The organism is Pseudomonas sp. GV085, assembly GCF_003050925.1.
Taxonomy (GTDB): Bacteria; Pseudomonadota; Gammaproteobacteria; order Pseudomonadales; family Pseudomonadaceae; genus Aquipseudomonas.
In genome coordinates this window covers 89310-106795 of record NZ_QAOV01000004.1, presented here as the reverse complement: position 1 = coordinate 106795, position 17486 = coordinate 89310, and the positions used below count along the sequence as shown (strand labels likewise).

Annotated in this window: 14 protein-coding genes and 1 pseudogene; 7 read left to right on the top strand and 8 right to left on the bottom strand. The window is 60.9% G+C overall.

Translation table 11 applies throughout. From position 1 onward, the window contains the following. Positions 1-37: 37 nt before the first annotated feature. From C8K63_RS10040 to C8K63_RS10025, 4 genes and pseudogenes are all read right to left on the bottom strand, one after another. Positions 38-541: a CS1 type fimbrial major subunit gene (locus C8K63_RS10040; RefSeq protein WP_108216565.1), complete on the bottom strand. Its 504-nt coding sequence runs from the start codon at positions 539-541 to the stop codon at positions 38-40. A 301-nt stretch (positions 542-842) separates the two neighbouring features. Continuing rightward, a pseudogene (locus tag C8K63_RS10035) lies at positions 843-1082 on the bottom strand (IS5/IS1182 family transposase); the annotation flags it as partial. Positions 1083-1296: 214 nt separating this feature from the next. Further along, positions 1297-1860, bottom strand: coding sequence for a Pr6Pr family membrane protein (locus C8K63_RS10030; protein ID WP_223531165.1), 564 nt, complete (start codon positions 1858-1860; stop codon positions 1297-1299). A gap of 80 nt (positions 1861-1940) precedes the next feature. Then, a complete protein-coding gene (locus C8K63_RS10025; RefSeq protein ID WP_108216564.1) occupies positions 1941-2171 on the bottom strand; it encodes a VF530 family DNA-binding protein in 231 nt (76 codons plus the stop codon). A gap of 305 nt (positions 2172-2476) precedes the next feature. Between C8K63_RS10025 and C8K63_RS10020 the strand changes: the two genes are divergently transcribed. The 7 genes from C8K63_RS10020 to cmoB all read left to right on the top strand — a co-directional run bounded on the left by C8K63_RS10020 (position 2477) and on the right by cmoB (position 12327). Beyond that, positions 2477-3859: a carbohydrate porin gene (locus tag C8K63_RS10020; RefSeq protein ID WP_108216563.1), complete on the top strand. Its 1383-nt coding sequence runs from the start codon at positions 2477-2479 to the stop codon at positions 3857-3859. A gap of 224 nt (positions 3860-4083) precedes the next feature. Then, positions 4084-6495: a glucose/quinate/shikimate family membrane-bound PQQ-dependent dehydrogenase gene (locus C8K63_RS10010; protein ID WP_108216562.1), complete on the top strand. Its 2412-nt coding sequence runs from the start codon at positions 4084-4086 to the stop codon at positions 6493-6495. 299 nt (positions 6496-6794) lie between these two features. Then, positions 6795-9212, top strand: coding sequence for an endopeptidase La (gene lon, locus C8K63_RS10005; RefSeq protein WP_108216561.1), 2418 nt, complete (start codon positions 6795-6797; stop codon positions 9210-9212). Between the two features lie 217 nt (positions 9213-9429). Continuing rightward, on the top strand, positions 9430-9822 hold the full coding sequence (locus C8K63_RS10000; RefSeq protein WP_108216560.1) for a protease inhibitor I42 family protein: 393 nt from the start codon (positions 9430-9432) through the stop codon (positions 9820-9822). A gap of 2 nt (positions 9823-9824) precedes the next feature. Then, a complete protein-coding gene (locus C8K63_RS09995; RefSeq protein ID WP_108216559.1) occupies positions 9825-10466 on the top strand; it encodes a lysoplasmalogenase in 642 nt (213 codons plus the stop codon). Positions 10467-10594: 128 nt separating this feature from the next. Next, positions 10595-11374 carry a carboxy-S-adenosyl-L-methionine synthase CmoA gene (gene cmoA, locus C8K63_RS09990; RefSeq protein ID WP_177413266.1) on the top strand — a complete coding sequence of 260 codons (780 nt, stop codon included), beginning with the start codon at positions 10595-10597 and terminating at the stop codon, positions 11372-11374. After that, positions 11371-12327 carry a tRNA 5-methoxyuridine(34)/uridine 5-oxyacetic acid(34) synthase CmoB gene (cmoB, locus tag C8K63_RS09985; protein WP_108216557.1) on the top strand — a complete coding sequence of 319 codons (957 nt, stop codon included), beginning with the start codon at positions 11371-11373 and terminating at the stop codon, positions 12325-12327. The genes cmoA and cmoB overlap by 4 nt, the downstream gene beginning before the upstream one ends. Before the next feature lie 114 nt (positions 12328-12441). Here cmoB and tadA read toward each other — a convergent pair whose 3' ends face one another. From tadA to ptsP, 4 genes are all read right to left on the bottom strand, one after another. Next, positions 12442-12939, bottom strand: coding sequence for a tRNA adenosine(34) deaminase TadA (gene tadA, locus C8K63_RS09980; protein ID WP_108216556.1), 498 nt, complete (start codon positions 12937-12939; stop codon positions 12442-12444). Then, complete coding sequence (locus C8K63_RS09975) at positions 12939-14315, bottom strand: multicopper oxidase family protein (RefSeq protein WP_108216555.1); 1377 nt, start codon at positions 14313-14315, stop codon at positions 12939-12941. The genes tadA and C8K63_RS09975 overlap by 1 nt, the downstream gene beginning before the upstream one ends. A gap of 201 nt (positions 14316-14516) precedes the next feature. Beyond that, positions 14517-14807, bottom strand: coding sequence for a PTS transporter subunit EIIB (locus C8K63_RS09970; protein ID WP_108216554.1), 291 nt, complete (start codon positions 14805-14807; stop codon positions 14517-14519). A 2-nt stretch (positions 14808-14809) separates the two neighbouring features. After that, positions 14810-17344 (bottom strand): phosphoenolpyruvate--protein phosphotransferase, encoded by a 2535-nt coding sequence (gene ptsP, locus C8K63_RS09965; protein ID WP_108216553.1) that lies wholly within the window; start codon positions 17342-17344, stop codon positions 14810-14812. Positions 17345-17486 lie beyond the last annotated feature (142 nt).

Sequence of the window (17486 nt, the reverse complement as noted above, 5' to 3'; positions counted from 1 at the left end):
TGCCTTGTGAGCTTTGCGCTCACAAGCATTCAAGACATCAAGGCGTCACTGTTGGCACTGCATCAAAGATCATGGTGACCGCACCGGTGTAGTCACCCGGCTTATAGCCAGCACCTGGCTTGGTGGGAGCAATGACCAGTTCGACACGCTTGCCCGGAGTGGACTCGGTCTCGCTGACGACTTCCTCAGCCGCCGTATGTTTCAGCGTTTTACCATTGAACGTCACCGTCAAGGGAACCTTATCCGCGTCTGCACCGTTGAACAGGAACGCTTCACTTTCAAGGCTGGCGGCAATCGAGCCATTGGTGTTTTTGGTGTCGAATTGCGCACGCAAAGTGCTCAGATCACCGGAAACCGGGTTGTAGCTCAATCGTTGATCTTTAGTGATCAGATCCGGATCCACCGGCAGTACGTGGAACTCCTCGGTTGGAACCGATGCAACCAGATTAATGGAATGACGCGCTTCACCTGCTGCAAAAGCCATGGAAGAACTCAGTGCCAGAACGGCCAGAGGAGTAGCGATTGCGATTTTTTTGAACATGGTAAATACCTGTTACTTCAAATGGGCCGGACAATTGAAAGCTCGAACAAAGCCGAGACTTCCCTTTTTATTAACGAATAGACGCTGACAAGTCATCACTATGGGCTGGAGCCAAAATAGCTATTTGTCTGGGCTTTCAACGCCGGGGCATACTCGACTAAATCCTAGGAAAAGTAAGTAGGATTTTTCACCAGTCAACGTAGGAAAAATGAAACCTGAATATTGCAAAAACACAAATAAAACCAACAAGTTAACCTTCCGCATGTAAGAACTCACCTACAAACAGATTGACTTAGACTCTTTACGAAAAGTAATGTCGTAAACACCGCATGGCACATACCAGCGAGACCATCGCCGCATAACTTTTCGCGAGTTTGTCGAAGTGCGTAACGATGCGGCGGTTTTCTTTCAGCCAGCCGAACATACGCTCAATGAAGTTGTGCTGCCGGCACTTGGGACAATCAAACAGACTCGGCAAACCCGACTCAGGTTTACGCTTCATGCTGCGCAGAGCAATCACCGGCTGCACGAGCAGTGCGTCAAGGCGGTTGGGTACTGGAAGCTGGATAACAGCACCGAGGAGTGACTGGCGTCACAATGTGGCGAGGGAGCTTGCTCCCGCTGCGCTGCGCAGCAGTGCCAAAACCTGCAACTTGGTTTTTCTGAAAAACCCAATAAGCAGATTTAACGGCTGCTTCGCAGCCGATCGGGAGCAAGCTCCCTCGCCACAAAGGGGATCAACATACCCATGGCACTCACCTTCGAGCCCGCCACCGATCCAGCCCGATCACCAGCAACGCAATCACTACAAACCCCGCCAACAACCCGCCGGCATTGATGAACACCTGTGGATAACCCAGCTTCTCGACATCGATGAACGGATACGGATAAACCGCCAGCAGATGCCCGCGCAGCAGTGCATAGCCAAAATAAACCAGCGGATAAATCACCCACAGCGCGATGTGCCACACGCGCAATGTGCCCTTGGGCACATAACGCCACCAATACCCCAGAAACAGCACTGGCATGATGTCATGCAACAACTCATCGGCCAGCCATTGCCAGCCCTCGGGATGCCACAAGTGGCGCAGCAGCAGGTTGTAGGCCAGGCTCACCACGGCGATGCTCACGGCAATCGCACTGCTGACCCAAGGCTGCAGGAACCAGCGACGCGCGGCTGACTCGCGGGTTGTCCATTCACAGGACAGCACGGTCGCCACCAGGGTGTTGCTCAGCACGGTGAAATAGCTGAAAAAACTCATCAGCCCGCCGATAAGGCTGGCGCCCAGCGTCCAGCGTGAATGGAAAATCAGGTACATCTGGATGCTCAATCCCGCCCAGCCGAGCGTGGCAGCCACAGCCACAAAACGGCGGCGAAACCCGGACGGATTGACCCTGTTCACAGCGGTCGTTTGGTGCGCATCAACTTCACATACAGGCGTTCGACCTTTTCTCGCGCCCATGGGGTTTTACGCAGGAACGTCAGGCTCGACTTGATGCTCGGGTCGCTCTTGAAGCAGCGGATATCGATGCGTTCGGCCAGCCCCGACCACTCGTAGTGTTCAACCAGCGCGTTGAGGATCTGTTCCAGCGTCACGCCGTGCAGCGGGTCAGGGTTGTGTTCGGTCATGCCGGGCCTTCGAGCAGAATGGGAATTGGAAGCCGCGCACCTTACGTTAAATGTAGGTGAAACGGAAAAGATCGCGGCCTGCGGCAGCTCCTGCGTTGGAATCCGTATCCTGTAGGAGCTGCCGCAGGCTGCGATCTTTTGTCACTGTTACCGAATCCGAAAGGATGCATGTCAGTAAAAGCCCTTTCTCTATTTGTAACGGAACATTATCCTTGCGCCCGCTGCCTGCTGAAACGCTTCTGCTTTCGCTTCACGCCTGCTGCTTTCCGTTTATCCCCCAGAAAAAGATCAAGAACTCCGTCTCTATGCCTGACTTTAAAACTTTTCGAGACAGCGCTGTCTTTGCAACTGCTGCCCACCGAAGCATCCTGCCCCTGATTGGTGGCCTCACCGCGCTGGGCCTTGCCTCCTGCGTTCAGGCGGCGCCTGCCTTCGACAGCGATTCACCGTGGATGCTCGGTGACTGGAACGGCACTCGCACAGAACTCGCGGAAAAAGGCTACGACTTCAAAGTCGATTACACCGGTGAAATGGGCAGCAATCTGCACGGCGGCTACGACCACGACCGCACCGCGCGCTACAGCGACCAGTTCGCCCTGGGTACCCACCTGGACTTGCAGAAGATCCTCGGCTGGGATGACGCCGAGTTCCAGTTGACCATCACTGAACGCAGCGGTAACAACATCAGCAACGACCGCATCAACGACCCGCGTGTCGGCGGCTTCACCTCGGCCCAGGAAGTCTGGGGCCGCGGCCAGACCTGGCGCCTGACGCAGATGTGGTATCAGCAGAAATTCCTCGATGAAAAACTCGACATCAAGGTCGGCCGTTTCGGTGAGGGCGAAGACTTCAACAGCTTCCCCTGCGACTTCCAGAACCTGGCGTTCTGCGGATCCCAGGTCGGCAACTGGGCGGGCGACATCTGGTACAACTGGCCGGTCAGCCAGTGGGCGATGCGGGTCAAATATCACCTGACGCCGCAGTTGTACGCGCAGATCGGCGCGTTTGAGCAGAACACGTCGAACCTGGATCGCGGCAATGGCTTCAAGCTGAGCGGCAGCGGTACCCAGGGCGCGGTCCTGCCGGTGGAACTGGTGTGGACGCCGAAGCTCAACGGCCTGCCGGGCGAATACCGCGCCGGTTACTACTACAGCAGCGCCAACGCCACCGACGTCTATAAGGACAGCAATGGCCAGCCTGCTGCCCTGACTGGCGAAGCCTACCGCAGCGCCTCGAGCAAACACGGTATGTGGCTGGGCCTTCAGCAGCAGGTCACCAGCCTCGCCAGCGATCACTCCCGGGGCCTGAGCCTGTTCGCCAACGGCACCATGCACGACAAGAAGACCAACGCCATCGACAACTACGTCCAGGCCGGCCTCGTCTACAAAGGCCCGTTCGACGCGCGCGCCCGGGACGACATCGGTTTCGCCCTGGCCCGCGTCCACGTCAACCCGGCCTTTCGCAAGAATGCCGAGGCGACCAACCAGGCCAACGCAGTCTTCGATTTCGACAATCCGACCTTCCTGCCGCCTCAGGACACCGAATACAGCGCCGAACTCTATTACGGCGTGCACGTGACCAACTGGCTGACCGTGCGCCCGAACCTGCAATACATCCGCCATCCCGGTGGCGTGAACGAGGTCGATGACGCGCTGATCGGCGGGATCAAGGTCCAGTCCTCGTTCTGAAAAACACCACAAAACCTCTGTAGGAGCGAGCTTGCTCGCGATGGACGCCAACGATAACGCTTCGAGCCTGACACCCCGTGGCGTTCTCAGGTTTCTCGCGAGCAAGCTCGCTCCTACAGGGACTGCATCAGCTGAACCAGTTTTATCTGAACCCTGCCCGCGCCGGATCGTCATCTACAGTGAACTGGCGCGGGACTACTTGAAACGTCACGGAGAATCACACTATGAGCACTGATGGTGCCTTGAGTCGAAGCCGTCTGTTGCCGACCCTGCTCGGCATTCTGCTTCTACTGATGGGCCTGGCCATGCTGGCCGGGGGGATCAAGCTGAGCATGCTCGGCGGCTCGCTGTATTACCTGCTGGCCGGTATCGGCATCGCGCTGAGCGGCGTGTTGCTGATCGCCGCCCGCCGCGCCGCGCTGGGCCTGTACGCGCTGGTGCTGTTCGCCAGCACCCTGTGGGCGCTGTGGGAAGTCGGCCTGGACTGGTGGCAACTGGTGCCACGCCTGGCGCTGTGGTTCGCCCTCGGTGTGGTGATGTTGCTGCCGTGGTTCCGTCGTCCATTGCTGATCAACGGCCCTGCCCCTATGGGCACTGGCGCCTTGAGCGTGGCCGTGGCCCTGGCCGGTGTCACTGCCGTGGCCAGCCAGTTCACCCATCCGGGCGAGACCTTCGGCGAGTTGGGTCGTGACTCGGCTGACATGACCAGCACTGCGCCACAAATGCCCGAAGGCGACTGGCAGGCCTATGGCCGCAGCGAATTCGGTGACCGCTACTCGCCGCTCAAGCAGATCACCCCGGCCAACGTCGGCAAGCTGCAAGAAGCCTGGCGTATCCAGACCGGCGATCTGCCAACCGCCGGTGACCCGGTGGAACTGACCAACGAAAACACCCCGCTCAAGGCCAACGGCATGCTCTATGCCTGCACCGCCCATAGCAGGGTGCTGGCGCTGGACCCGGACACCGGCAAGGAACTGTGGCGTTTCGACCCGCAGATCAAGAGCCCGGTAGGCTTCAAGGGCTTCGCCCACATGACCTGCCGTGGCGTGTCGTACTACGACGAAGCGGCGAATGCAAAAGCTGAAAATGCTGCGTCCGCCGTCATCTCTGAAGCCGGCAAGGCCGTCGCCCAGGCATGCCCGCGTCGTCTGTACCTGCCAACCGCCGATGCACGCCTGATCGCACTCAACGCCGACACCGGCAAGGTTTGCGAAGGTTTCGGTAAAAACGGTGTGGTTGACCTAACTCAAGGCATCGGACCGTTCACCCCCGGCGGCTACTACTCCACCTCGCCAGCAGCGATCACTCGTGACCTGGTGATCATGGGCGGCCACGTCACCGACAACGAGTCGACCAACGAGCCATCCGGCGTGATTCGTGCCTTTGACGTACACGACGGTCATCTGGTGTGGAACTGGGACAGCAACAATCCCGACGCGACCGAACCGCTGCCAGAGGGCGAACACTACAGCCGCAACTCGGCGAACATGTGGTCGCTGGCCAGCGTCGACGAAAAACTCGGCATGGTCTACCTGCCACTGGGTAACCAGACCCCTGACCAGTGGGGCGCAGACCGCACCCCGGGCGCCGAGAAGTTCAGTGCCGGCCTGGTCGCGCTGGACCTGGCCACCGGCAAGGTGCGCTGGAACTACCAGTTCACTCACCACGACCTGTGGGACATGGACGTCGGCAGCCAGCCAACCCTGCTGGACATGAAAACCGCCGACGGCATCAAGCCGGCTGTGATCCAGCCGACCAAGCAAGGCAGCCTGTACGTCCTCGACCGTCGCGACGGCACGCCGATCATCCCGATCAAGGAAATCCCGGCTCCGCAAGGCGCCGTGAAAGGCGACCACACCGCACCGACCCAGGCCCGTTCGGACCTGAACCTGCTGGCCCCGGAACTGACCGAAAAAGCCATGTGGGGCGCCAGCCCGTTTGACCAGATGCTGTGCCGCATCCAGTTCAAGGAGCTGCGTTACGACGGTCAGTACACCCCACCGTCGGAACAGGGCAGCCTGATCTATCCGGGTAACGTCGGCGTCTTCAACTGGGGCGGAGTTTCGGTCGACCCGGTTCGCCAGATGCTGTTCACCAGCCCGAACTACATGGCCTTCGTCTCGAAAATGGTGCCTCGCGCCGAAGTCGCGGCCGGCAGCAAGCGCGAGAGCGAAACAGCGGGCGTGCAACCGAACACGGGCGCACCTTACGCGGTGATCATGCACCCGCTCATGTCGCCGTTCGGTGTACCGTGCCAGGCTCCGGCCTGGGGCTACGTGGCCGGCATCGACCTGACCACAAACAAAGTCGTGTGGAAACGCAAGAACGGCACCAGCCGCGACAGCTCGCCATTGCCTATCGGCCTGCCACTCGGCGTGCCAAGCATGGGCGGCTCGATAGTCACCGCCGGCGGCGTCGGCTTCCTCAGCGGCACGCTGGATCAATACCTGCGCGCCTATGACGTCAACACCGGCAACGAGCTTTGGAAATCGCGCCTGCCGGCTGGCGGTCAGGCTACGCCGATGACCTACACCGGCAAGGACGGTAAGCAGTACGTGCTGCTGGTCGTCGGTGGCCACGGCTCACTGGGCACCAAAATGGGTGACTATGTGATCGCGTACAAACTGTCCGAGTAAGCTTTAGCGGCAGTCAAAACAAAGGCGACGCCCTCACAGGCATCGCCTTTTTTATTGCCACCACCGCCTTCCCCTGTAGGAGCGAGCCTGCTCGCGATGGTGTGTCAGCCAAATTGATGCCGACTGACACACCATCGCGAGCAGGCTCGCTCCTACAGTGGGCCGGTGTCGAGCCGAATCCCAGCTAACCTGTCTGTGCGCTGAACACGCCTTCGAAACACCGCGTTGCAGAAAATGACCGTTGAAACCACCGCCAACCTGCCCCATCTAAGACCCATACCCATTGCGCAGGTGCCCCCATGAGCGACCAGCAGGAATTCCCCGAAGACCCGAGCGAATACGCCGCCCCGGAAAACGCCCCGCACCACGTCCCCGGCAAAGGCCTGGCCCTGCCTGGCCAGAACCTGCCGGACAAGGTCTACGTCATCCCGATTCACAACCGACCGTTCTTCCCGGCCCAGGTCCTGCCGGTCATCGTCAACGAAGAGCCGTGGGCCGAGACCCTGGACCTGGTGGCCAAGTCCGAACACCACTCCCTGGCCCTGTTCTACATGGACAGGCCCCAGGATGACCCGCGCCACTTCGACACCTCGGCCCTGCCGCTGTACGGCACGTTGGTCAAGGTGCACCACGCCAGCCGCGAAAACGGCAAACTGCAGTTCGTCGCCCAGGGCCTGACTCGCGTACGCCTCAAGACCTGGCTCAAGCATCACCGCCCACCGTACCTGGTGGAAGTCGAATACCCGCACCAGCCCACCGAGCCGACCGACGAGGTCAAGGCCTACGGCATGGCGCTGATCAATGCGATCAAGGAATTGCTGCCGCTCAACCCGCTGTACAGCGAAGAGCTGAAGAACTACCTCAACCGCTTCAGCCCCAACGACCCGTCGCCGCTGACCGACTTCGCCGCCGCCCTCACTTCGGCCACTGGCAGTGAGCTGCAGGAAGTCCTCGACTGCGTGCCCATGCTCAAGCGCATGGAAAAAGTCCTGCCGATGCTGCGCAAGGAAGTCGAAGTCGCGCGCTTGCAAAAGGAGATTTCTGCCGAGGTTAATCGCAAGATCGGTGAACATCAGCGCGAGTTCTTCCTCAAGGAGCAACTCAAGGTCATCCAGCAGGAGCTGGGACTGACCAAGGATGACCGCAGTGCCGATCTCGAACAGTTCGAACAGCGGCTGACCGGCAAAGTGCTGTCGCCACAAGCGCAGAAACGCATCGAAGAGGAAATGAACAAACTGTCGGTGCTCGAAACCGGCTCGCCCGAGTATGCGGTCACCCGCAACTACCTCGACTGGGCAACCTCGGTGCCGTGGGGCATCTATGGCGAGGACAAACTCGACCTCAAGCACGCGCGCAAGGTGCTGGACAAACATCACGCCGGTCTCGACGACATCAAGGACCGCATCCTCGAATTTCTCGCGGTCGGCGCCTATAAAGGCGAGATCAGCGGCTCCATCGTATTGCTGGTCGGTCCGCCGGGCGTGGGCAAGACCAGCGTCGGCAAATCCATCGCCGAATCCCTGGGCCGGCCGTTCTATCGCTTCAGCCTTGGCGGCATGCGTGACGAAGCCGAGATCAAGGGCCATCGCCGCACCTACATCGGCGCACAGCCGGGCAAGCTGGTGCAGGCGTTGAAGGACGTCGAAGTGATGAACCCGGTGATCATGCTCGACGAGATCGACAAGATGGGCCAGAGCTACCAGGGCGACCCGGCCTCGGCGCTGCTGGAAACCCTCGATCCTGAGCAGAACGTCGAATTCCTCGACCACTATCTCGACCTGCGCATGGACCTGTCGAAAGTCCTGTTCATCTGCACCGCCAACACCCTCGATTCGATCCCCGTCCCGTTGCTGGACCGGATGGAAGTGATTCGCCTGTCGGGTTACATCACCGAAGAAAAAGTCGCCATCGCCAAGCGTCACCTGTGGCCCAAGCAGCTTGAGAAAGCCGGCGTGTCCAAGGGCAGCCTGAGCATCAGCGACAGCGCGCTCAAGGCCCTGATCGACGGTTATGCCCGTGAAGCAGGCGTGCGTCAGCTGGAAAAAAACCTCGGCAAACTGGTGAGAAAAGCGGTGATGAAACTGCTCGACGAGCCGAACTCGGTGATCAAGCTCGGGCCGAAAGACCTCGAAACCTCACTCGGCAAACCGGTGTTCCGCAACGAGCAGGTGCTGTCGGGTGTCGGCGTGATCACTGGCCTTGCCTGGACCAGCATGGGCGGTGCGACCCTGCCAATCGAAGCCACACGCATCCACACCCTCAACCGTGGGTTCAAGCTGACCGGGCAACTGGGTGACGTGATGAAAGAATCGGCGGAAATCGCCTACAGCTACGTCAGCTCGCACCTGAAGTCGTATGGCGGCGATCCGAAGTTCTTCGACGAAGCCTTCGTCCACCTGCACGTGCCGGAAGGCGCCACGCCGAAGGACGGCCCGAGCGCCGGCGTGACCATGGCCAGTGCCCTGCTGTCGCTGGCGCGCAACCAACCGCCGAAAAAAGGCGTGGCCATGACCGGTGAGTTGACGTTGACCGGGCATGTCCTGCCGATTGGCGGGGTGCGGGAAAAGGTGATTGCGGCGCGGCGGCAGAAGATATTCGAGCTGATTCTGCCGGAGGCGAACCGGGGGAATTTCGAGGAGCTGCCGGAGTATCTGAAGGAAGGCATTACCGTGCACTTCGCCAAGCGGTTTGCGGATGTGGCGAAGGTGTTGTTCTGAAAGTGATGTAGTGCCTGCTCCATCGCTATCGCGAGCAGGCTCGCTCCTACAGGGTGTTGTGATGAACACACAATTTGTGAACACCGCCAACCACTGTAGGAGTGAGCCTGCTCGCGATGGCGTCAGCCCTGCCACCGCCTCCTTCCGCGGCTGTCACACTTTGTCCCATCTTAAGTTATGCTCGCCGTTCGTCGTGAACGCCGGAGCCCCTGAGCCTATGTCCCCCATTCGCCTGTTTGTCCCCCTCGCCCTCGCCCTGCTGGCCGCGTGTACCACGCAACCTGCGCATAACGTGACCGTGGAAAAACAAAGCGAATGCCCGGTGCAGCTCAACAACGGGCAAAACCTGATCCTGACCCTGCCGAGCAACCCGACCACGGGTTATCGCTGGGCGATCCAGGATTCGGCTGGTGGCGTACTACACGCCCTGGGGCCAGAGGTTTATCGAAACCCGGAAGATGCCGGCATCGTCGGCGCGGCCGGGGTCTCGACCTGGCGTTTTCAAGCCTTCGCGACCGGCACCGGGCGCTTGCGCCTGACCTCGCAACAGCCGTGGGCACCGGAAGTGCTGCCGGTGGATTCGTTCGACTGCGCAATCTCGGTCAACTGACCGTGGGCTGGCTGATTCTGGCGCTGATGGGCGCGGTGACCTTTCTTTACGGCCTGAGCGTGCATGCCTCGCTGCTGTGCCTGCTGGTCAAGCCGCTGCCGATACTGGCCCTGCTCGGCTGGCTGCATGACGCACCACCCGGCGAATATCGGCGCTGGATCAGCCTCGGCTTGATTTTCTCCCTGGTCGGCGATGTACTGCTGGCGTGGCCGGGGGATCTGTTCGTGTTTGGCCTTGGCGCGTTTCTGGTTGCGCATCTGGCTTATCTCAAGGCTTATCTGAGCGATTGCCGACGCCTGGCCGCGCTGCCGCTGGTGTTGGCCCTCGGTGTCGGCGCCGTCCTGCTGGGGATTTTGATTGCCAACGGCCTAGGGCCATTGCTGGTGCCGGTGATTGTCTATGGCACGGCGATCAGCGCCATGCTCTGGCGCGCCCTGGCCCGACTCGGGACCGGTGTGTCCAAGCGTTCGGCGCTGCTGGCGGCGGCGGGCGCAGTGGCATTCGTATTCTCCGACAGCGTGATCGGCATCAGTCGGTTTGTGGTGCCGTTCGATGCGGCGCCATATGTGATTATCCTCAGCTACTGGCTTGGGCAATGGGGGATCACGGCCTCGGCTTTCAGCAAAAAAACGCAACCGGCATGAGAAAAGATCGCAGCCTGCGGCAGCTCCTACAGGGATCGCGTTCCAATGTAGGAGCTGCCGCAGGCTGCGATCTTTTGATTTGGCGCTTTATCAGACAACCCGCGCATCCCCGCGCCAACTTGGCTAAAATGCCGGCCTTTTCCACCTACACCGCTGGAACCGCCGTGAGCAAAGAATCCGATCGCCTTTTCGCCCAGCCTTTGGCCCAGGTGCCTGACTTCGCCTTTAACGAGGACGTGGTGCGGGTGTTCCCGGACATGATCAAGCGCTCGGTGCCGGGTTATCCGACCATCGTGGAAAACCTCGGCGTGCTTGCCGCGCAGTTCGCCCAGCGGGACAGCGTGCTTTACGACCTGGGCTCTTCGCTGGGTGCCGTGACCCAGGCCCTGCGCCGGCACGTGCGCACCGAGGGTTGCCGGGTGATCGCTGTGGATAACTCGGCGGCGATGGTCGAACGCTGCCGCGAGTACCTCAACGGTCAGGATTCAATGTTCCAGGAGTTGCTGCCGGTTGAAGTGATCGAGGGCGACATCCTCGCCCTTCAATTTCAGCCAGCCTCGGTGGTGGCGCTGAACTTCACCCTGCAATTCATCGCCCCGGACCAGCGCGCGGCGTTGCTGTCGCGCATCCGCCAATCACTGCTGCCCGGCGGTGCTCTGATTCTCTCGGAGAAACTGCGCTTCAACGATGCCGAAGAACACGCGCTGCTGACCGATCTGCACGTGGCCTTCAAACGCGCCAACGGCTACAGCGAACTGGAAATCGCCCAGAAACGCAGCGCCATCGAAAACGTCATGAAGCCCGACAGCCTCGAAGAACACCGCGAACGCCTGCTGGCCGCCGGGTTCTCGAAAGTCGTGCCGTGGTTCCAGTGTCTTAACTTTGCCTCGTTGATTGCCTTGCCATGATTGATCTGTCCCCCCTCGCCCGCCGTCTGGCCGGCACCCCGCTGGCCGACTGGGCCAACACCCTGCAGGCACAACTCGACAAGAAAATGGAAAAGGGTCATGGCGATCTGGAGCGCTGGCAAAGCGCACTGGACGCCCTGCCGAAGATCCAGCCGAGCGAAGTCGATTTGCTCAATGGCCTGAAGCTGGACACCGATTGCGACGATGAAACCCGCGCGCAAATGCGCACCGCGTTGATGGGCCTGTCGCCATGGCGCAAGGGACCGTTCGACCTGTTCGGCGTGCACGTCGACACTGAATGGCGCTCGGACTGGAAATGGTCGCGGGTCGCCCCGCACCTGGACCTTGCGGGCAAGCGCATCCTCGATGTCGGCTGCGGCAACGGCTACTACATGTGGCGCATGCTCGGCGCCGGTGCCGACAGTGTGATCGGTGTCGATCCGAACTGGCTGTTCTTCTGTCAGTTCCAGGCGGTGCAGCGTTACCTGTCCGAGCCGAATGCCTGGCACCTGCCCTTCCCGTTCGAAGACCTGCCGCCAAACCTCGAAGGTTTCGACACAGTGTTTTCCATGGGCGTGTTCTACCACCGTCGTTCGCCCATCGAGCATTTGCTGGCGCTGAAGGATTGTCTGGTCAAGGGCGGCGAACTGGTGCTGGAAACGCTGGTAGTCGAAGGCGACAAACACCAGGTGCTGGTGCCGGAAGACCGCTACGCGCAGATGCGTAACGTGTGGTTCCTGCCATCGGTGCCGGCGCTGGAGTTGTGGTTGCGTCGCGCAGGGTTCACCGATGTGAAGTGCGTGGACGTGAGCACCACCACGGTCGAGGAGCAGCGCGGGACGGAGTGGATGAAGTATCAGTCGCTCAGTGACTTCCTCGATCCCGAGGATCACAGCAAGACCATCGAAGGTTTGCCGGCGCCGATGCGGGCCGTCATCGTCGCCCGAAAATAATTGTCCCGACGGAGATCCCTGTAGGAGCGAGCCTGCTCGCGATGGTGTGTCAGTCGGCATCAATGTAGCTGATACACCATCGCGAGCAGGCTCGCTCCTACAGGGGTTCGGTGTTCAGTCTGCGGGCCTCGCTCTTCGGGCCTTGAAGAACTCGCTCAGCACCGCCCCGCACTCCTGCGCCAACACCCCGCCTTCATACAACACCCGGTGATTCAAAAAGCCCTGGGTAAAAAACTGCCCCTGGCTCTGCACGATCCCGGCTTTCGGCTCTAGTGCGCCGTACACCACCCGCGCAATCCGCGAATGCACGATCAGGCCTGCGCACATGCTGCACGGTTCCAGCGTCACATACAGCGTGCTGCCCGGCAGGCGGTAGTTGCTCACGGCCTGGGCGGCGGCGCGGATGGCGACCATCTCGGCGTGAGCGCTCGGGTCACTGGCACTGATCGGGCAATTGAAACCGCGCCCGATGATTTCCCCGTCCTGTACCAGCACAGCGCCCACCGGCACTTCGCCAAGGGCCGCGCCTTGCGCCGCCAGTGCCAGGGCTTCGTGCATGAATTCGCGATCACGACTGCGGTCGATGATGGCAGCGGGACGAATCTGTCGCATCACGCCACCTCGATGGCGGCCATCAGGCCGGTTTCCATGTGATCGATCACATGGCAGTGGAACATCCACACGCCAGGATTATCCGCCACCAGCGCCACTTGCGCGCGCTCGTTCTTGCCCAGCAGGTAGGTGTCGGTGAAATACGGAATGACCTTGTGCCGGTTCGAGGCAATGACCTTGAAGCTCATGCCGTGCAGGTGAATCGGGTGTTGGTACTGAGTCATGTTCTTCAATTCGAAAATGTAGCTCTTGCCCTTCTCAAGCTTGGCAATCGGGCGGTCGGCGCAGGTCTTGTCGCTGATGTCCCAGGCCTTGCCGTTGATCTGCCACAGGCTCGGCGGCTTGCCGTTTTCGACGTTGACCGATACCGAGCCGACCCATTCGAAATTGAAGTTGAGTTTCTCGGCATTGGCCAGGTCCGGTTCGGCGATCGGATTGGCCGGCAGTGCCGGTGGCCACTCGGTCGGCGCATCGGTATTGGCCACCGAACGGAACGTGCCCAGGCGCACCGGACCGTTGCGTAACGACAGCTCTTCACCGGCCGGCGGGGCCTTGATCGCCAGGCAAATGCGCATGCCAGGACCCAGCCAGTATTCCTTGCCCAGTGGTCGTGGTTCAATCGGATTGCCGTCCAGCGCGTAGATCTGCGCTTCGACGCCTGGGATATTGAGACGATACGTCAGCGTATTGTCGAGGTTGAGCAGGCGTACGCGGGTGATCTGCCCGGCGGGCAAGTCGATCACCGCTTGTGAGACACCGTTGATGGTCGACAAGCCCCCCGCCGTGCCGCCACGGGCTGCTTCGCGAGGAATGCTGAACGCGACGAACGCGCCCTCTTCATCGACGTGCCAGCTCTTGAGGCTCAAGGTCTTTTCGTATTTGAAACCGGTGGGCTCGCGCTCCTCGATGATCAACGGGCCGACCAGTCCGCGACCGAGTTCTTCGCTGCTGTTCACGTGTGGGTGATACCAGTAGCTGCCGGCGTCGGGCACGCGGAATTTGTAGTCGAAGTACTCGCCCGGCAGCACCGGCAATTGCGAGACATACGGCACACCGTCCATTTCCAGCGGCAGACGAATGCCGTGCCAGTGAATGGTGGTCGCCACCGGCAGGTGGTTGATGAAGCGCACCCGCAGCCATTCGCCCTGACGCACGCGCAACTCAGTGCCCGGCGCCGATGGGCCGAACGCCCAGGCCTGAGTCTTGTGCCCGGCCACCAGTTCGACGTCCAGCGGGGCGGCGATCAGCTCATAGTCGTGGCCGGCGTCAGCGTCGGCCATTTTGCCCAGCCAGTAACGCGACGCGCCACCGGCTCCGACACCAACGACAACAAGACCGGCCAGGCCACCGAGGAATTGGCGACGGGTAAAGGACATGAACTCAACTACCTCACGTATCAACCACAGGCGAGGGGCCTGCAAAAGGCGAATACGATACACCTGCGGTTGAGAAACAGTAAGGGCAGAGCGGCGGATGGTCGCCACAAGAGCAAGATCAAAAGATCGTCCGAACGCGGCCCGAACCTTCGGCAGCTCCTACGGGGTGAGGGGCGGCCCCCCCTCATCACAAAGGTCCGGTTATGGCTGAAGGCCGGTGATCAGATGAACAACTCCACCCTCCAGCAGCATCACTCCCGGCACCCCCGCAGCCGTTAGCGCCTGCCGATCCATTTGCACCACATCCCGCAACTCCACCCGCACCCGGGTCAGCGCCACCGGCTGTTGCGACTTGAGGTTATCCACACCACCCAGCGCGGCCACGACATTCGGGGCCAAACCGCAAACAGGCTGAGCCACCACTTTCGGCTCATCCACCACCAGGTCCGGCGTCAACGCTTTCCAGAACGCCCGCTGCATTTTCTCGAACATGCTCAGTTCTCCAGAACCAGTGAAGTATTGACCGTTGTCTCGTGGTGCTGCCGCAATGCCTCGCGTACCTGCTCGGCACTTTCCAGCCCCAGCACCTGCTGGGCGATGGCCTGGCAATCCAGCAGGTCCACTTCACGAACCACCGCTTTGATCGCCGGAATCAACGGCACACTCACCGAAAGCTCATCCACCCCAAGCCCCAGCAACAGCGGCACCGCCAGTTTTTCCGAAGCCATGGCGCCGCACACACCGACCCATTTGCCATGGGCATGAGCGCCTTTCACGGTGCTGGCAATCAAGCGCAACACCGACGGATGAAAACTGTCGGCCTGACTGGCCAGCCGTGGGTGATCGCGGTCCATGGCCAGGGTGTATTGGGTCAGGTCGTTGGTGCCGATGGAGAAGAAATCCACCTCGGGCGCAAACAGGTCAGCCATCAACGCCGCCGCTGGTACTTCGATCATGATCCCCAGTTTCGGCAGTTCCGTGAGCCCCAATGCCAGCGCCTCTTCTGCAAGCAGCTGACGAGCCAGCCGCAACTCCGACAGCTGCGCGACCATCGGCAGCATGATGTGCAGGCGAGCCAGCCCGGCGCTGCTCAAAATCGCCTTGAACTGATCGCGCAACAGTTGCGGACGCTCCAGGCACAAACGAATCCCGCGCATGCCCAAAAACGGGTTGGTTTCGCGCTCCATCGGCACGTAGGCCAACGGCTTGTCACCGCCGACATCCAGGGTGCGCACCACCAGATTGCGCGCTGGCCCCAGGGTGCGGGCGATGGCGCTGTAGGTGGACGCTTGCTCGTCATGGCTTGGCGCATGATTGCGATCCAGATAAAGAAACTCCGAACGCAACAGACCGACGCCCTCGCCACCCAGCGCCATCGCCTGTTCGGCTTCGGCCAGCGAAGCGATATTGGCGGTGATTTCAACGTGATGCCCATCACGGGTACAGGCGGCCAGTCCTGCATTTTCAAGCTCGTATTGCTGGCGTTTCTTTTGCTGCTGACGATGGGTTTGCAACTGCTCGATGGCGGCCAGATCAGGATCCAGCTGCAACTCGCCCTTGTCGGCATCGAGCAACACCCGGGTGCCGTTGGCCAGTGCCAACACCTGAACCGGCAAGCCGCAGATCGCCGGCAAGCCGAAGGCCCGCGCGAGAATCGCCACATGGCTGGTAGCTCCACCGCCGACCGTGGCGAACCCCAGCACCTTGCGCGTGTCCAGACCAGCCGTTTGGGAGGGCGTCAGTTGCTCGGCAATCAGAATCGCCCCGTCCGGCAACTCCATCGCACGATCTTCTACACCGAGAATCAACTTGAGCACCCGTTGACCGACATCGGCCAGGTCTGCGGCCCGTTCGGCCAGCAAAGCATTGCCCAGGCTTTTGAACAAGGCTGCCGTCGACTCGGTGGCCGCACGCCAGGCGAAACCGGCGCTGTTGCCGGCGTTGATCAGTGCCAGGGCCTGATCCAGCAGGCCTGGGTCTTCGAGCAGTTCCTGATGCGCCTTGAAGATGTCTGCCTGGGCGTCACCTGTGGCGTTGTCACGCAACTGCTGCAGTGCCATAACCGCCGCCGCCAACGCCCGGGACAGGTGCTCGCGCTCTGCCTGCGGACTCTCGCCGAACTCGCTCACCTCAAGTGTCTGCTGCGCAATTTGCACCACTTGGCCAAACGCCGACCCCGCCGAGGCGCAGACGCCGCGCAGCACTTTCAGCGATGAGGTCTCGACCACAACTGTCTCGGCCTCTGCCACCACCGTCACGGTTTCTCCGCAACCGGCAGCCAGCAACTCGGCCAGCGTCTTGATCGCCGCTTCGGCATCCGCGCCCGCCGCGCTGACCTGCAGGACATCACCATGGGCGGTCTGCAAAGCCATGATCGCCACCAGGGATTTGGCGTTCGCGCTGGCCTGCTGTTTATGCAGGCAAATGCTCGCCGAAAAGCCTTTCGCCGCCTGGGCAAACACTGCCGCAGGGCGAGCGTGCAAGCCGTTGGCATTGGCCAGCGTCACCGGTTTGGAGAACAGCGCTTCGCCCTCCTGCGCAATCCGCTCATCGGCCGCCACTTCGGATGGATTCAGACTCAGCAGCGGCTGGCCACTTTCCACCACACCCGTTTCGGGCGCCAGCCAGGTGAACGGCTCACCGCTGACCACCAGCATCAAGGTCAACAAACTGCGGGCGTTCAAGGCAATGTAATCGGCATCGAACTCGATCAGCGCCTGCCCCACCACCACCCGCTGACCTTCTTCCACCAACCGGGTGAAACCCTTGCCGGCCAGGTTCACGGTGTCGAGGCCGATGTGCATCAATACCTGCACGCCATTGTCGTCAGTGATGCTGACCGCATGCCCACTGGCCTGCACGTTGCTGATCACTCCTGCCAGCGGTGCGCACAAGGTTTGCGAGGTCGGATCGATGCATAGACCGTCACCGATCACGCGGCTGGAAAACACCTGATCGGGCACCTGGTCCAGCGGCATCAGCACGCCGGACAAAGGTGCCAGCAGTTGCAATTGTTGGGGTGTGGCCATGACGTCACCTGCTGTTTTGTTCTTTATAAAAGACGCTGGGATATTGCGGTACCGGGTAGGCGCTGCCGAAGGTTCGGGCCGCGTTCGGACGATCTTTTGCGTCCGCAAGGACGTCAAGATCAAAAGATCGCAGCCTTCGGCA

Bases quoted from the DNA above. Each gene is read 5' to 3' on its own strand.
- C8K63_RS10020 (WP_108216563.1), top strand. From the start codon at position 2,477: ATGCCTGACTTTAAAACTTTTCGAGACAGCGCTGTCTTTGCAACTGCT.
- C8K63_RS10025 (WP_108216564.1), bottom strand. From the start codon at position 2,171: ATGACCGAACACAACCCTGACCCGCTGCACGGCGTGACGCTGGAACAG.
- C8K63_RS10000 (WP_108216560.1), top strand. From the start codon at position 9,430: ATGTCCCCCATTCGCCTGTTTGTCCCCCTCGCCCTCGCCCTGCTGGCC.
- lon (WP_108216561.1), top strand. From the start codon at position 6,795: ATGAGCGACCAGCAGGAATTCCCCGAAGACCCGAGCGAATACGCCGCC.
- ptsP (WP_108216553.1), bottom strand. From the start codon at position 17,344: ATGGCCACACCCCAACAATTGCAACTGCTGGCACCTTTGTCCGGCGTG.
- cmoA (WP_177413266.1), top strand. From the start codon at position 10,595: ATGCCGGCCTTTTCCACCTACACCGCTGGAACCGCCGTGAGCAAAGAA.
- C8K63_RS09970 (WP_108216554.1), bottom strand. From the start codon at position 14,807: ATGTTCGAGAAAATGCAGCGGGCGTTCTGGAAAGCGTTGACGCCGGAC.
- C8K63_RS09975 (WP_108216555.1), bottom strand. From the start codon at position 14,315: ATGTCCTTTACCCGTCGCCAATTCCTCGGTGGCCTGGCCGGTCTTGTT.
- C8K63_RS10010 (WP_108216562.1), top strand. From the start codon at position 4,084: ATGAGCACTGATGGTGCCTTGAGTCGAAGCCGTCTGTTGCCGACCCTG.
- C8K63_RS10040 (WP_108216565.1), bottom strand. From the start codon at position 541: ATGTTCAAAAAAATCGCAATCGCTACTCCTCTGGCCGTTCTGGCACTG.
- cmoB (WP_108216557.1), top strand. From the start codon at position 11,371: ATGATTGATCTGTCCCCCCTCGCCCGCCGTCTGGCCGGCACCCCGCTG.
- tadA (WP_108216556.1), bottom strand. From the start codon at position 12,939: ATGCGACAGATTCGTCCCGCTGCCATCATCGACCGCAGTCGTGATCGC.
- C8K63_RS10030 (WP_223531165.1), bottom strand. From the start codon at position 1,860: ATGTACCTGATTTTCCATTCACGCTGGACGCTGGGCGCCAGCCTTATC.